The sequence below is a fragment of the Nostoc foliaceum FACHB-393 genome, assembly GCF_014698505.1.
In the GTDB taxonomy this organism is placed as follows: Bacteria; Cyanobacteriota; Cyanobacteriia; order Cyanobacteriales; family Nostocaceae; genus Nostoc; species Nostoc foliaceum_A.
In genome coordinates, this window is sequence record NZ_JACJTD010000025.1 from 63,367 (window position 1) to 80,746 (window position 17,380).

General features: G+C 44.0%; 2 protein-coding genes. Both read left to right on the top strand.

The window, feature by feature from the left end; all coding sequences use genetic code 11:
* The first annotated feature begins 28 nt into the window (after positions 1 to 28).
* Complete coding sequence (locus H6G92_RS40890) at positions 29 to 9,898, top strand: non-ribosomal peptide synthetase (RefSeq protein WP_190895479.1); 9,870 nt, start codon at positions 29 to 31, stop codon at positions 9,896 to 9,898.
* Positions 9,895 to 17,232, top strand: coding sequence for an amino acid adenylation domain-containing protein (locus tag H6G92_RS40895; RefSeq protein ID WP_190895480.1), 7,338 nt, complete (start codon positions 9,895 to 9,897; stop codon positions 17,230 to 17,232). Before H6G92_RS40890 ends, H6G92_RS40895 begins: the two co-directional genes overlap by 4 nt.
* Positions 17,233 to 17,380 lie beyond the last annotated feature (148 nt).

A 17,380-nucleotide genomic window follows, 5' to 3' on the forward strand; every position in this document is an offset into this window, starting at 1 on the left:
GAATTAGGCGAGTAGAGGTAATGTTTCTGTGAATATCGAACAATTGGTAGTTGATCTTAGTAAACAGGGTGTAAAGTTGTGGGTTGAAGGTGAGCAATTGCGTGTTAATGCTCCAAAAGGGGTATTGACACTAGAAACTCGTGACTTATTAGCTAAAAATAAAGCAGAACTTATCTTCTTGCTGCATGAAAAAAATGCGGACACCGATACAGATTTCCCCCCGATCAAAGCCGAGCGTCCTCAGAACTTACCTCTGTCTTTTGCCCAAGAACGACTCTGGTTATTAAACCAGTTGGAACCAGATAACCCCTCCTATAACGAACAAGCAGCTCTAAAACTTCACGGTAAATTGAACGTCGTGGCGTTAGAGCAAAGCCTCAACAAAATTATTGATCGCCACGAAGCTTTACGTACTAACTTCCGCACTATCAACGAGCAGCCAGTCCAGGTAATTACTGACAGCTTAAACTTAAATGTGCCAATAGTAGACTTATCAGAATTACCTGAAAGTGAAAGAGAAATCGCTTGCCAACAATTAGCCACAACTGAAGCTAATCGACCCTTTGACCTTGCTAGTTCTCCTTTAATCCGAGCTTCTGTGGTTAAACTCACAGAGGTAGAACACGCTTTGGTACTAACAATACACCATATTGTAGTAGATGGTTGGTCAATAGGCGTATTGATGCGCGAGTTAGCAACCATTTACTCAGCCCTCTGCAATAACTTGTCACCACAGCTACCTGAGCTACCAATTCAGTATGCCGACTTTGCGATTTGGCAGCGACAATGGTTGCAAACAGAAGTACTCCAAACACAGCTTGATTACTGGAAGCAACTCCTCAAAAACGCTCCTACCTTACTAGAATTACCCACAGACAGACCAAGACCAGCGATTCAAACTTTTCGGGGCGAAATTCAATATGGAGAATTTTCAGTTGAACTGAGTGAAGCGATCGCTAATTTCACTAGGCAAGAGGGAGCCACCCTATTCATGACGCTGTTTGCGGCATTTGTCACCTTGCTTTATCGCTATACAGACTCCGATGACATTGTAGTGGGTACGCCCATTGCTAACCGCGATCGCTTGGAACTTGAAGGGTTAATTGGCTTTTTTGTCAACACTTTAGTATTACGTACCGATTTGTCGGGCAACCCCAGTTTTCAGCAATTGCTAAGTCGAGTGCGGCAACTGACACTGCAAGCTTACGCTCATCCAGACTTGCCCTTTGAGGAGTTAGTAAAAGCATTGCAGCCACAACGCGACCTCAGCCATACACCACTGTTTCAGGTGATGTTTGTCCTCCAGAATGCGCCCATATCTGAAGTAGAGCTTGCTGGCTTAACTATCAGTTCCTTGCCAGCCCAAAGTGCAACTGCCAAGTTTGATTTAACTTTATCAATGCAGAATACTGCAACTGGATTGGTGAGTGTGTGGCAGTACAATGCTGACTTGTTTGATGCCAGCACAATCGAGCGGATGAGGGGGCATTTCCAAACATTGCTCGAAGGAATTGTTGCTAACCCTCAAGAGCAGATTTCACAATTGCCTCTGCTAACAGAAATTGAACAACAGCAGTTATTACTAAAGTGGAATGATACAGGGGTAGATTATCCCCAAGATAAATGTATTCATCAGTTATTTGAGGAGCAGGTTGAACGTACTCCCGATGCTGTAGCAGTGGTGTATGAAAATCAACATCTTACATACCATGAATTAAACTGTCGCGCTAACCAGTTGGCGCACTACCTAAAGTCTTTGGGTGTAAAAGCCGATGTGCTAGTGGGTATTTGTGTAGAGCGTTCCTTAGAAATGGTGGTGGGACTGCTAGGGATTCTGAAGGCGGGTGGCGCTTATTTGCCACTTGCTTCAGACTATCCTACCGAGCGTTTGCGCTTGATGTTAGAAGATGCTCAAGTTTCAGTATTGCTGACTCAGCAGAAACTCCTCGACAGATTGCCTGAGCATACTGCACAGCGTGTTTGTTTAGATGCCGACTGGCAGCTCATTTCTCAGTTAAGCCAGGATAATTTAATACCTGAGACACAAGCAACTAATTTGGCTTATGTGATTTACACCTCTGGTTCTACAGGTCAACCCAAGGGAGTGCTGATTGCCCATCAAGGATTGCTAAATTTGGTGTTCTGGCATCAACGCACTTTTAAAATCACGACCTTAGACAAAGCTACTCAGCTAGCAGGAACAGCATTTGATGCTGCTGTATGGGAATTGTGGCCTTATCTGACCGCAGGAGCAAGTATATATTTAGTCAAACCTGAAATTCTTCTATCCCCAGTAGATTTGCAAGATTGGTTGGAATCGAAAAAGATTACTATCAGTTTTCTGCCAACACCAATGGCAGAGCAATTATTGTCTCTGGAATGGCCAGAAAGTACAACTTTGCGAACTATGCTAACTGGGGGGGATAAGCTTCATCGATATCCATCAGGTTTACTCCCTTTCCAGGTAGTGAATAATTATGGCCCAACTGAAAATACTGTTGTCACAACTTCAGGACTAGTAGTTTCTAATGGGCGGGATAATAATATTTCACCACCCATCGGTCGCCCCATAGCCAATATTGAAATCTACATCTTGGACTCTTATTTACAGCCAGTACCTGTAGGTGTGCCAGGAGAATTGCATATTGGTGGTGCAGGATTAGCAAAAGGCTACCTTAAACGTCCAGAGTTAACACAAGAAAAATTCATCCCCCACCCTTTTAGTGATGAACCACATTCCCGCCTCTACAAAACTGGGGATAAAGCACGCTATTTAAATGATGGCAATATAGAATACATCGGACGTATTGACGACCAAGTAAAAATACGTGGTTTTCGCATTGAGTTGAGCGAAATTGAAGCAGTATTGAGCCAACATAGTGATGTGCAGTTATCTTGTGTCATCGCCCGTGAGGATACTCCTGGTGATAAACGTCTAGTGGCCTATGTGGTAGCGCATCAGGACTGTAAACCCGCAATCAGCGAACTACGACAATTCCTCAAAACAAAGCTGCCAGAGTACATGGTGCCAAGTGCTTTTGTAATCTTGGAATCCTTACCCCTGACTTCAAATGGCAAAGTTGACCGCCGCGCCTTACCAAAACCAGATTTAGATACCACAATACTAGAAAAATATGTTGCCCCGCGCACACCCATTGAGGAAATGCTGGCACTCCTTTGGGCGCAAGTGCTGAAACTAGAGCTTGTAGGCATATATGATAACTTCTTTGAACTTGGAGGACACTCACTACTAGCAACACAACTGGTTTCACGTATCCGCACCTGGTTCAAAGTGGAACTACCATTGCGTGAATTGTTTGCCTCAGCAACAGTTGTCGAATTGGCGCAATCGATTGGGCGATTGCAGCAACAGGACTTAGAACTTTCTACACCATTCATCACACAAAGGACAGAGAATGCTCAATTACTACTGTCTTATGCTCAACAGCGTCTGTGGTTTTTAGACCAGTTCGAGCCGAACAGTGCCTTATACAACATCCCCTTAGCTTTACGTCTAGTCGGAACACTTAATCAAGTTGCTTTAGAACAAAGCTTTTATGAAATTATTAATCGCCACGAAGCCTTACGCACCAATTTTTTAACCGTTAATGGACAACCAACTCAAATTATTCAAACACAAAGGAATTGGACAGTTTCAGTTGTTGGCTTAAAGCATTTATCAACAACTGAACAAGAAATCGTTACACAGCAATTAGTGCGACAACAAGCTATTGAGCCTTTTGACCTGGCAAATAAAGCATTAGTTAGGGCGACATTACTAGTGCTGTCCGAGACAGAACACATCTTGTTAGTGTGTATGCACCATATTGTCTCTGATGGTTGGTCAATGGGTGTGTTTCTTCAAGAACTGGCAGCACTGTACAACGCTTATTCTCAAGCTCAACCGTCACCTTTAGCACCACTGCCGATTCAGTATGCAGATTTTGCACTGTGGCAAAGACAATGGTTGCAAGGAGGCGTACTGCAAAGCCAACTAAATTACTGGCAACAGCAACTCAAAGATGCACCAGCCTTGTTGTCTCTACCCACAGACCGACCAAGACCTGCTGTGCAAACTTTCGCTGGCGCACATCAAGAGTTTGCACTCTCACAGAAGCTCACTCAAGGATTGATACAACTAAGTCAAAAGCAAGGAGTAACCTTGTTTATGACACTGTTGGCAGCTTATGATACCCTGCTTTACCGCTACACAGGTACAGAAGACATTTTGGTGGGATCTCCCATTGCTAACCGCGATCGCAGTGAGATAGAAGGGTTGATTGGCTTTTTTGTCAACACCTTAGTGATGCGTACTAACTTGGCAGGTAATCCGAGCTTTAGTGAATTACTGACTCGTGTTCGAGAAATGGCAATGGAGGCATACACTTATCAGAATTTGCCTTTTGAAATGCTGGTGGAAGCATTGCAACCACAAAGAGACCTCAGTCATACACCATTGTTCCAAGTGATGTTTGCACTTCAGAATGTGCCTTTGTCTGGAGTAGAGTTGGCTGGGGTAAGTGTCACTCCATTGATGCCAGAAAGCAGAACTGCCAAGTTTGATTTAAATTTATTCATGCAGAATACTGCTACTGGACTGGTGGGTGTATGGGAATATAACACTGACTTATTTGATGCCAGCACAATTGAGCGGATGACGGGCCATTTTGTGACATTGCTTGAGGGAATTATTGCTAACCCAGAACAGCAAATCTCACAATTGCCCCTGCTGACAGAAGTTGAGCAGCATCAATTATTAGTGGAGTGGAACGATACAGGAGTAGATTATCCACAAGATTTGTGCATCTATCAGTTATTTGAGGAGCAAGTTCAGCGCACCCCCGATGCTGTAGCGGTTATATTTGAAAACCAACAACTTACTTACTACCAATTAAACTGTCGCGCTAACCAGTTGGCAAATTACTTGCAGTCTTTGGGAGTGTCCGCAGATGTGCTGGTGGGTATTTGTGTGGAGCGCTCCATAGAAATGGTTGTGGGATTACTGGGCATCCTCAAGGCGGGTGGGGCTTATGTGCCACTTGACCCAGACTATCCCCAACAACGTTTGAGTTTCATATTAGATGATGCGGCGCTGCCAGTGTTGTTAACTCAGCAATCATTATTGGAATCTTTGCCAGAGCATACCGCACAGGTAGTATGTTTGGATAGCGATCGCCAACTCATTGAGCAACACAGTCGAGAAAATCCACTCACTGGCAGCAAACCAGAAAACTTGGCTTATGTAATTTATACTTCAGGTTCCACGGGCCAGCCAAAAGGAGTTCAAGTTAACCACAACTGTGTAGTCAACTTTTTAGCTTCCATGAGTCATTGTCCAGGATTAACTGACTCTGATACTTTCTGTGCCGTTACTACCATATCCTTTGACATTGCGGCTTTGGAACTATATTTGCCACTGGTGGTAGGAGCGAAGGTAGTAGTAGTTTCGCGTGAAGTCGCCAGTGATGGCGCTAGGCTGTTACTAGAGTTACAGCACTCAAGCACAACGGTGATGCAAGCGACTCCAGCGACTTGGCAAATGCTGGTAGCTTCCGGCTTATCTACTCAACAGTTGGGAATGAAACTCTTGTGTGGGGGAGAAGCCTTACCACCTCAATTAGCCCATCAATTACTAGAAACTGGTTCCCAAGTATGGAATCTCTATGGGCCGACAGAAACAACAATTTGGTCGAGTATTTGCCAACTTAGGAATGAGTCAACGCAACTAGAAGCTAGAAGTGCGATTGCGCGGAGCGCAACGCTCCGCGCAATCGCACCCATTGGTCGTCCCATAGCCAACACTCAATTTTACATTTTAGATTCACACTTACAACCAGTTCCTGTAGGTGTAGCAGGAGAATTGCATATCGGTGGTTTAGGTTTAGCAAAAGGCTACCTTAACCGTCCACAATTGACACAAGAGAAATTTATCTCTAACCCCTTCAAAAGAAGCAGAGGAGCAGGGGAGCAGAGGAGCAGAGGAGAAACCTTTAATTCTGATCGCCTCTACAAAACAGGGGATTTAGCCCGCTATTTACCAGATGGCACAATTGAATACCTGGGACGAATTGACAATCAAGTAAAAATACGTGGTTTCCGCATTGAGTTGGGAGAAATAGAAACAGTCCTGAGCCAACATGAGGATGTGCAAGCATCTTGTGTTATTGCTCGTCAAGATAATCCTGGTGATAAACGTTTAGTTGCTTACTTGGTAGCACATCAGGACTGTAAACCCGCAATCAGCGAACTACGGCAATTCCTCAAAGCAAAGCTGCCAGAGTACATGGTGCCAAGTGCTTTTGTAATCTTGAAATCCTTACCCCTGACTCCCAACGGCAAAGTAGACCGCCGCGCCTTACCAAAACCAGACTTAGACACCACAATACTAGAAAAATATGTCGCCCCACGCACTCCGATTGAAGAAATGCTGGCACTCCTTTGGGCACAAGTGCTGAAACTAGAGCTTGTAGGCATACGCGATAACTTCTTTGAACTTGGGGGACACTCACTACTAGCAACACAACTGGTTTCACGTATCCGCACCTGGTTCAAAGTGGAACTACCATTGCGTGAATTGTTTACCTCAGCAACAGTTTTTGAATTGGCGCGTTCGATTGAGCAATTTCAGCAACAAGACTTAGAATTAGTTTCTCCACCCATCTTACCAAGGGCAGAGAATGCAGAATTACCACTGTCCTATGCTCAACAGCGTTTATGGTTTTTAGACCAGTTCGAGCCAAACAGTGCCATATACAACATTCCTTTATCTTTACGTCTAGTCGGAATTCTTAATCAAGTTGCTTTAGAACAAAGCTTGTATGAAATCATTAATCGCCACGAAGCCTTACGCACCAATTTTGTAACCGTTAATGGAAAACCTTCTCAAATTATTCAAACACAAACGAATTGGACAGTTTCAGTTGTTAGCTTAAAGCATTTATCAACAACTGAACAAGAAATTACTACACAGCAATTAGTGCGACAACAAGCTATTGAGCCTTTTGACCTGGCAAATCAAGCATTAGTTAGGGCGACATTACTAGTGCTATCCGAGACAGAACAAATCTTATTAGTGTGTATGCACCATATTGTCTCTGATGGTTGGTCAATGAGTGTGTTTCTTCAAGAACTGGCAGCACTGTACAACGCTTATTCTCAAGCTCAACCGTCACCTTTAGCACCACTGCCGATTCAGTATGCAGATTTTGCTATTTGGCAAAGACAATGGTTGCAAGGAGACGTACTGCAAAGCCAACTGAGTTACTGGCAACAACAACTCAAAGATGCACCAGCCTTGTTGTCCCTACCAACAGACCGACCCAGAGGATCTGTGCAGACTTTCGCTGGTGGACATCAAGAGTTTGCACTCTCAGTTGAGTTAAGCAATAAGCTGACAAAACTGAGCCAGGAGCAAGGTTGTACTCTCTTTATGACGTTGTTGGCAGCGTTTGATACGCTACTTTACCGCTACACAGGTACGGAAGATATTTTGGTGGGTTCGCCAATTGCTAACCGCGATCGCAGTGAGATAGAAGGGTTGATTGGCTTTTTTGTCAATACCTTAGTTATGCGTACTAACTTGGCAGGTAATCCGAGCTTTAGTAAATTACTGGGTCGCGTTCGAGAAATGGCAATGGAGGCATACACTTATCAGAATTTGCCTTTTGAAATGCTGGTGGAAGCATTGCAACCACACAGAGACCTCAGTCATACACCATTGTTCCAAGTGATGTTTGCCCTCCAGAATGTGCCTTTGTCTGAAGTAGAGTTGCCTGGATTGAGTGTCACTCCATTGATGGCAGAAAGCATAACTGCCAAGTTTGATCTTACCTTACTAATGCAGAACACTGGTAATGGACTGGTGGGTGTATGGGAATATAACACTGACTTATTTGATGCCAGCACAATTAAGCGCATGAGTGGGCATTTTGTGACATTGCTCGAAGGAATTGTTGCTAACCCAGAACAGCAAATCTCACAATTGCCTCTGCTGACAGAAGTTGAACAGCATCAATTATTAGTGGAATGGAACGATACTCAGGCAGATTATCCCCTTGATAAGTGCATCCATCAGTTGTTTGAGGAGCAGGTTGATAGCACACCCGATGCAGTAGCAGTTGTATTTGAAAATCAACAACTCACTTACCAGCAGTTGAATAGTCGCGCTAACCAGTTGGCGCACTACCTCAAGTCTTTGGGAGTATCCGCAGATGTGCTTGTGGGTATTTGTGTGGAACGCTCAATAGAAATGGTGGTGGGATTGTTGGGCATTCTTAAGGCGGGTGGGGCTTATGTGCCAATTGACCCTAACTACCCACAAGAGCGGATTCGTTTCATGCTGCAAGACTGTAGGGCAAAGGTTTTGCTCACTCATAGTCAACTTAAATTGGGGGCTGAGAATTGGGGATCAGGGACTGACAACAAAGAAACGCTTGCCCAATGCCCTTCCATACTGTGTTTAGATCGCGATAACTTTGCCAACCAATCTACAGAAAACCCCAGTCGGCAAAGTCAGCCCGATGATTTAGCTTATGTAATCTACACATCAGGCTCTACAGGGCAACCCAAAGGGGTACAACTACCGCACCGAGGTTTAAGTAATTATTTACATTGGGCTAAAGACTACTACGCAGTAGCACAAGGACAAGGTACGCCTGTGCAGTCTTCTCTGAGCTTTGATGCAACCATTACATCACTGTACCTGCCGCTAATTTGTGGGCGTACCACAATCTTGGTAAGAGAAAAACAAGAGTTGCAGCTTCTAGCAGACATTGTTAAACAAAATAATCATCTATCCCTGGTCAAAATCACACCTTCGCATCTGGAAATCCTGAATCAGCAAATTGAGCCTGAGACCATGCCGAATCGGGTCAATGCCTTTGTTTTAGGCGGTGAGGCATTACACGCTAACCAAATAATTCCCTGGTTGACTCATGCTCCTGATACCCGCCTGATTAACGAATATGGGCCGACAGAAGCGGTTGTCGGGTGTTGTGTCTACGAAGCAACTGGAAAAAGGGATCTGGCGGGTGATTTATTAATCGGACAGCCAATTGCCAATGTACGTATTTACATTTTAGACAACCAAAACCAACTCCTGCCTGTCGGCATTCCTGGGGAACTTTGTATTGCCGGGGCTGGTTTAGCCCGTGGCTATCTCAACCGTCCCGAACTCACAGTTGAAAAATTCATCGAACTCGATTTATTTGGTAAAAAAGAACGAATCTACAAAACTGGCGATTTAGCCAGATGGTTGCCTGATGGTAATCTTGAATACCTGGGACGAATTGACAACCAAATAAAAATTCGCGGTTTCCGCATCGAGTTGGGAGAAATTGAGGCATTACTGAACCAACATGACGATGTGCAGGCATCTGTAGTCACCGCCCACGAAGACAATCCAGGTGATAAACGCTTAGTTGCCTACATCGTGCCGCATCAGCATACACCCACAATCAATGAACTACGGCAATTTCTGAAAGCAAAGCTACCAGACTACATGGTGCCAAACGCTTTTGTGATGTTGGAATCAATGCCACTTACTCCTAACGGGAAAGTAGACCGTCGCGCTTTACCTGCACCAGATTTACACAGCGATCGCACAGAAAAATATGTAGCCTCGCGCACTCCGATTGAAGAAATACTGGTACAAATTTGGTCACAAGTGCTGAAAGTAGAGCAAGTAGGCATACATGATAACTTCTTTGAACTTGGGGGACACTCGCTACTAGCAACGCAACTAGTTTCACGTATCCGCGATCGCTTCAAAGTCCAGCTGCCTTTACACGAATTGTTTAATGCCCCGACCATCGTTGAATTAGCGCCATTAATCGGCAAGTTACAGCAACAAAACTTAGACCTAACTGTTCCACGCATTCTACCAAGGAGCAAAAGATGATGACTGAAGAATTACCCCTATCTTATGCTCAACAGCGTTTGTGGTTTTTAGACCAGTTAGAGCCGAACAGTGCCATATACAACATCCCTTTAGCTTTGCGTCTAGTGGGAAATCTCAATCGGGCTGCCTTAGAACAAAGCTTTCAAGAAATTATTGATCGTCATGAAGCGTTACGCACTAATTTCATTACGGTTGATGGAAAACCTTCTCAAATTATTCAAACACAAATTAATTGGACAGTTTCAGTTGTTGAGTGCGAACATCTGCCACTAAGCGAACAAGAAATCGTTACACAGCAATTAGCGCAACAACAAGCGATTCAGCCTTTTGACTTGGCAGAGGGAGCATTAATCAGAGCGACATTAATTGTGCTGTCCAAGACAGAACACATATTGTTACTGTGTATGCACCATATTGTCTCTGATGCTTGGTCATTGGGTGTATTTGTCCAAGAACTAGCAGCACTATACAACGCTTATTCTCAAGGTGAACCGTCACCTTTAACACCACTGCCGATTCAGTACGCAGATTTTGGCATTTGGCAAAGAGAGTGGTTGCAAGGAGAGGTACTACAAAATCAAATCTCGTACTGGCAACAACAACTAAAAGATGCACCAGCCTTGTTGTCCCTACCTACAGACCGACCAAGACCTGCTGTACAGACTTTCGCTGGCGCAATTCAAGAGTTTGCCCTCTCAGTTGAGTTAAGTAATCAGCTGACACAACTGAGCCAGAAACAAGGGGTGACTTTGTTCATGACACTTTTGGCAGCCTTTGATACCCTACTTTACCGCTACACAGGACAATTAGACATTTTGGTAGGGTCTGCGATCGCAAACCGCGAACACAGTGAAATTGAAGGGTTAATTGGCTTTTTTGTCAATACTTTAGTGTTGCGTACTGACTTATCAGGCAATCCCAGTTTTAGCGAATTACTCTCTCGCGTTCGGCAAATAGCTCTAGGAGCATACTCTCATCAAGAGTTGCCATTTGAAATGCTAGTTGAGGCATTACAACCAGAACGGGATCTCAGCCATCCGCCACTATTCCAGGTGATGTTTGTACTCCAGAATACGCCCATGTCTGGAGTAGAACTTGCTGGCTTAACTATCAGTTCTTTGCCACCCCAAAGCACAATTGCTAAGTTTAATTTAACTTTATCAATGCACAACTCAGCTGCTGGACTAGTGGGGATATGGGAATATAACACTGACTTATTTGATGCCAGCACAATTGAGCGGATGGCAGGGCATTTTGTGACATTGCTTGAGGGAATTATTGCTAACCCAGAGGAACGGATTTCGCAATTGCCTTTGCTGTCACAGACAGAGCAACAGCAGTTATTAGTTGAATGGAACAATACTCAAGCAGACTATCCTGTTGATAAGTGTATTCATCAGTTGTTTGAGGAGCAATCTGTGAGTACACCCGATGCTGTAGCTGTGGTGTTTGAAAATCAACAACTAACTTACCACCAGTTGAATAGTTGTGCTAACCAGTTGGCGCACTACCTCAAGTCTTTGGGTATAAAACCAGATACGCTGGTGGGTATTTGTGTAGAACGCTCAATAGAAATGGTGGTAGGACTGTTGGGGATTCTCAAGGCAGGCGGAGCTTATGTACCACTTGACCCAGAGTATCCTACTGAGCGTTTGGCTTTCATGTTAGAAGATGCTCAAGTTTCTATACTGTTGACTCAACAGCGACTTATTGACAGACTTCCTGAGCATCAAGCAAAACTTATCTGTTTAGATGAAACCTGGGAACAAATTGCCCAAAATAACCAAGATAACCCAATCAGTAAAGTCAAAGCTTTTCATCTAGCTAATCTGATTTACACTTCTGGTTCAACAGGTAAACCTAAAGGTGTGATGGTTGAGCATAAGGGATTATGTAACTTAGCTCAAGCTCAGATTCAAACTTTTGGCTTGACTTCGGATAGTCGCGTTCTCCAGTTTGCCTCCTTCAGTTTTGATGCTTCCATCTCAGAAATTTTGATGGCTCTGGGGTCAGGTGCAACGCTATATCTCGGAACAAAAGACTCTCTACTGCCAGGGAAGCCATTAATTGAGCAATTACGCGATCGCAGCATTACCCATATCACCCTACCACCATCGGCGTTAGCAGTTATGCCTGGGTCGGAACTGTCGGCACTGCAAACAATAATTGTAGCGGGAGAAGCAAGTTCAGCTGAATTAATCAGACAATGGTCTGCTGGCAGAAACTTCTTCAATGCCTACGGGCCAACAGAAGCTAGTGTCTGTGCCACAATCGCAAAATGCACTGAAGATGACAATAAAATATCTATTGGTAAGGCGATCGCTAACGTCCAGGTTTATATTTTAGATGAATATCTGCAACCAGTACCGATTGGTGTACCAGGTGAATTGCACATTGGTGGTTTGGGGTTGGCACGAGGCTACCTTAATCGTCCAGAGTTGACAAAAGAAAAATTTATTCCCAACCCGTTTAAGGGAGCAGGAGAGAGCAAATTATATAAAACCGGAGATTTAGCACGCTATTTACCAGATGGCAATATTGAATACCTGGGACGCATCGACAATCAGGTAAAAATTCGGGGCTTCCGTATCGAGTTGGGAGAAATTGAAGAATTACTGAACCAACATGAGGATGTGCAGGCAGGTTGTGTTATTGCCCGTAAAGATAATCCTGGTGATAAACGCTTAGTCGCCTACGTGGTAGGACATAAACAGCATCCAGCTACAATCAGCCAGTTGCGATCGTTTCTTTCTAGTCAACTGCCACAATATATGATACCTCATGCTTTTGTGATGCTAGAGTCTTTACCTCTGACTCCCAACGGCAAGGTAGACCGTCGCGCATTGAGAGCGCCAGACTCTCGTGAGGGACTGGAAATAAGTTTTGTCGCCCCGCGTAGCCCAATTGAAGAAATCCTGGCGCAAATTTGGACACAAGCCCTAAAAGTAGACCAAGTAGGTATATATGATAACTTCTTTGAACTTGGGGGACACTCACTGCTAGCAACGCAACTAGTTTCACGTATCCGCAACATTTTCAAAGTGGAACTACCATTGCGTGAGTTCTTTGCCAGAACAACAGTTGCCGAATTAGCGCGTTCGATTGAGCAATTGCAGCAACAAGACTTAGAATTGGTTTCTCCACCCATCTTACCAAGGGCAGAGAATGCAGAATTACCACTGTCTTATGCTCAACAGCGTTTATGGTTTTTAGACCAGTTCGAGCCGAACAGTGCCATATACAACATTCCTATGGCTTTGTGTCTAGTCGGAACACTTAATCAAGTTGCCTTAGAACAAAGCTTGTATGAAATCATTAATCGCCACGAAGCCTTACGCACCAACTTTGTGATAGTTGATGGCAAACCTTCTCAAATTATTCAAACACAAAGGAATTGGACAGTTTCAGTTGTTGACTTGAAGCATTTATCAACAACTGAACAAGAAATTGCTACACAGCAATTAGCGCAACAACAAGCTAATCAACCGTTTGACTTAGCAAATCAAGCATTAGTTAGGGCAACATTAATTGTGCTGTCCGAGACAGAACACGTTTTGAGTGTATGTATGCACCATATTGTCTCTGATGCTTGGTCAATGGGTGTGTTTATCCAAGAACTAGCAGCACTGTACAACGCTTACTCTCAAGGTGAGCCGTCAGCTTTAACACCACTGTCGATTCAGTACGCAGATTTTGCTATCTGGCAAAGAAATTGGTTGCAAGGCTCGGTACTGCAAACTCAACTAAGTTACTGGCAACAACAACTAAAAGCTGCACCAGCCTTGTTGTCCTTACCAACAGATCGACCCAGAGGATCTGTGCAGACTTTCGCTGGTGGACATCAAGAGTTTGCACTCTCAGTTGAGTTAAGCAATAAGCTGACAAAACTGAGCCAGGAGCAAGGTTGTACTCTCTTTATGACGTTGTTGGCAGCGTTTGATACGCTGCTTTACCGCTACACAGGTACGGAAGATATTTTGGTGGGTTCGCCAATTGCAAACCGTAATCGTAATGAAATTGAAGGGTTAATTGGCTTTTTTGTCAATACTTTAGTGTTACGTACTGACTTATCAGGCGATCGCAGCTTTAACGAATTACTTGGTCGCGTTCGATTGATGGCAATAGATGCTTATGCTCATCAGGACTTACCTTTTGAAATGCTAGTAGAAGTATTGCAGCCAGAACGGGATCTCAGTCATACACCACTTTTCCAAGTCATGTTTGCCCTCCAGAATGTGCCTATATCTGAGATAGAGCTTACTGATTTAACTATCAGTTCTTTGCCAGTAGAAAGCGCAACTGCCAAGTTTGATTTGTTTTTATCAATACAGAACACTGGTAATGGATTGGCGGGTGTATGGGAATATAACACTGACTTATTTGATGCCAGCACAATTGAACGGATGACTGGACATTTTGTGACATTGCTCTCTGGAATTGTCGCTAACCCAGAGGAGCGGATTTCGCAATTGCCTCTGCTATCACAGACAGAGCAACAGCAGTTATTAGTTGAATGGAACAATACTCAGACGGATTATCCCCGTGATAAATCTATCCATCAGTTGTTTGAGGAACAAGTAGAACGTACACCCAATGCGATCGCAGTGGAGTTTGTAGACGAGCGCAGCGAGGCTTCTCGGAGAGTAAATCAACAACTCACTTACCAGCAGTTAAACTGCCGTGCTAACCAGTTGGCGCACTACCTGAAGTCTTTAGGAGTATCCGCAGATGTGCTGGTAGGCATTTGTGTAGAGCGATCGCTAGATATGGTAGTAGGACTACTTGGCATTCTCAAAGCTGGTGGGGCTTATGTGCCACTTGATCCAAACTACCCTCAAGAGCGTTTGGCTTTCATGTTAGAAGATGCTCAAGTTTCAGTGTTGCTAACCCAACATTCACTCCTCGACAAACTACCCCAGCATCAAGCTCACCAAGTCTATTTGGATACTGACTGGCAGATGATTTCTCAGTCGAGTCAGGATAATCTCATATCTGGTGTACAAGCTAATAACTTAGCTTATGTAATTTATACCTCTGGTTCTACAGGTCAACCTAAAGGTGTAGCCATGAATCAGCTTGCTCTTTGCAATCTGATTCTGTGGCAACTTCAAAATAATACAATTTCCACTGGAGCAAAAACGCTGCAATTTGCTCCTATTAGCTTTGATGTCTCCTTCCAAGAAATGTTTACTACCTGGTTTTCGGGAGGCACATTGTTCTTAATTACGGAGGAATTGCGCCGAGATACCTCAGCTTTGTTAGGTTTTCTCCAAGAAAAAGCTGTTGAGAGACTGTTTGTTCCCTTTGTTGCCTTACAGCAACTAGCTGAAGTCGCTGTTGGTAGTGAATTAGTTAATAGTCATCTGCGGGAAATCATTACTGCTGGGGAACAGTTGCAGATGACTCCGGCGATTTCTCAATGGTTAAGCAAACTAACTGATTGTACTTTGCACAATCATTACGGGCCATCGGAAAGCCATGTAATTATCACTTTTACTCTGAATAACTCAGTAGAGACTTGGCCGCTACTGCCTCCTATTGGTCGTCCCATTGCTAACACGCAAATTTACATCCTGGATAAGTACCTACAGCCTGTACCCGTGGGTGTAGCAGGAGAATTGCACATTGGTGGTGTCTCTTTGGCGCGAGGCTATCTCAACCGGCCAGAGTTAACACAACAGAGATTTATCCCCAATCCCTTCAAAAGAAGCAGAGGAGCAGGGGAGCAGGGGAGCAGAGGGGAAACCTTTAATTCCGATCGCCTCTACAAAACAGGGGATTTAGCCCGCTATTTACCAGATGGCAACATCGAATACCTGGGACGTATTGACAATCAGGTTAAGGTGCGAGGCTTCCGCATTGAATTGGGAGAAGTTGAAGCAGTACTGAGTCAGTATGGAGATGTGGAGGGATGTTGTATCATTGCCCACGAAGACACTCCGGGTGATAAAAGGCTAGTTGCCTACCTGGTAGCACATCAGAACTCTACACCCACAATCAGCGAACTCCGACAATTCCTGAAAGCAAAGCTACCAGACTACATGGTGCCAAGCACTTTTGTGATGTTGGAAGAGATGCCACTCACTCCTAGCGGCAAAGTAGATCGCCGTGCATTGCCTGCACCAGATTTACACAGCAATAATTCAGACAAATATGTTGCTCCACGCAACCAAGTAGAACTGGAACTAACGCAAATCTGGTCAAGAGTTTTGAAAGTTGACAAAGTAGGAGTAAAAGATAATTTCTTTGACCTCGGTGGTCACTCTCTTTTAACTCCTTACTTAATGGCTCAAATTAAAAAACAGTTTGGTAAAGATATTGCGATCGCCAGCCTTTACCAAAATCCAACTATTGAACAATTGGCAACTATTGTACCATTCGATTCAGATTCTAAGAGTGGATCTCCCTTGGTAATACTTCAGCCGCACGGTTCTAAGCCACCTTTGTTTTGTCTTCCAGGGGCTGCGGGCTATCCCTTTTACTTGTATGATTTAGCCCGTTGTCTGGGTTCAGACCAACCATTTTACAGTTTCCAAGCAATTGCTCCTGGTGAAGGAGAAGAACTAATTACCCAAGTTGAGGATGTAGCCGCCCGTTATATTCAAGAACTCTTAGTTGTTCAACCAAAGGGGCCGTATTTTTTAGCAGGGCATTCTTTTGGCGGTAAATTAGCCTTTGAAATGGCGCAGCAGTTACTTCGTAAAGGTCATAAGGTTGCTTTAGTTGCCATTCTTGATACTACAGCACCATTTCATCAGAAAAATCCATCAGCTTTTGATTTGGATAACACTAAATGGTTGGCTGAATTAGCAGACACAATCGAAGTTGTTTACGGCAAAAACATGGATTGTTCTGTCGAGACTCTTCAATCTATGGTTTGGGAAGATCAGTTGAAATACGTTCTAGAAAGGTTAAAAAATGCTGATATCTTGCCTCCTGACGATGAAATTACGCAGCTTAATAATATGGTGCAACGGCTCAAAGCTAACGCTGTAGTGAATTATGTACCACAAGAGATTTATCCAACCAAAATTACTCTCTTACGCGCCAAGGAGAATATCGTCAAAGTTGATGAATCTAATAGTGAAGTGCTTTCTGATATTTTGCAGGATTTGCACTGGGGCTGGAGCAAATTTTCTGCCGAACCAGTGAATGTCCATTTTGTCCCAGGTAATCATGTGACGATGATGAATCTGCCCCACGTTCAGGTATTAGCGGAAAAGTTGAAAGCTTGCATTGAGCAAGTGCAAGAAGTTACAGGCGATGGATATGAACCTCAGAGGATGTCTGAAAAGTTTTTTTTGTATACACCTAACCCTTCGAGATCCCCCTAAATCCCCCTTAAAAAGGGGGACTTTAAGAATCTTATTCCCCCCTTTTTAAGGGGGGTTAGGGGGGATCAACAAATATTTGATACTTTTCAGACATCCTCTGAATTTGATAATCAGATTCGCCCTCTCACGTTCTTATCTAACCCGCATC